The sequence below is a fragment of the Aequorivita sp. KMM 9714 genome (assembly GCF_011065475.1).
GTDB lineage: Bacteria > Bacteroidota > Bacteroidia > Flavobacteriales > Flavobacteriaceae > Aequorivita > Aequorivita sinensis.
In genome coordinates this window covers 1-461 of sequence record NZ_JAAGRO010000035.1, presented here as the reverse complement: position 1 = coordinate 461, position 461 = coordinate 1, and the positions used below count along the sequence as shown (strand labels likewise).

Here is a 461-nt window from a genome sequence, read left to right as displayed (position 1 = left end):
TTGTATTTGTAAAATCTATGATGCGAGTTGGTTGTTCTGGACGAATATTTTTTTCGCCGTATCAAGAGCTCATTGTCTCTGAGGATCCTCAATAACTGGTCTCTACCAATCTTGATGTTGTGTCGTTTAAAGTCAGTTTTCAGTGATCTCATTAGCTTTCTAGCACCTTCTCTTGGTAGGGTTCTTCGTCTTTTATGAACTATTTCTAACACTTGGTTTTCTATTCTTATTCGCTTGACATAGCGTTTTTTGTATTTATAAAACGCATCACGAGTTAAGTCAAATCCCTTGCAGATAGCAAAGATGCTGAAGGGTCTTTCTATTGGATTGTTGCCTATAGTTTCCATTAGGGCTTGATGTTTAGTTTTTTTTTAAGTTCTAAAGCATCTTTGTAGCCTAATTTCTTAGCGGCCACTGTAAGGTAACTATCATCTATAAGCTTATCTAGATCCTTCTTAATA

General features: G+C 35.8%; 1 pseudogene. It reads right to left on the bottom strand.

Features of this window, described 5'->3' with window-relative positions:
* Nucleotides 1–347 (bottom strand): annotated as a pseudogene (locus tag G3A46_RS14280) (IS3 family transposase); the annotation flags it as partial.
* Nucleotides 348–461: the final 114 nt, after the last annotated feature.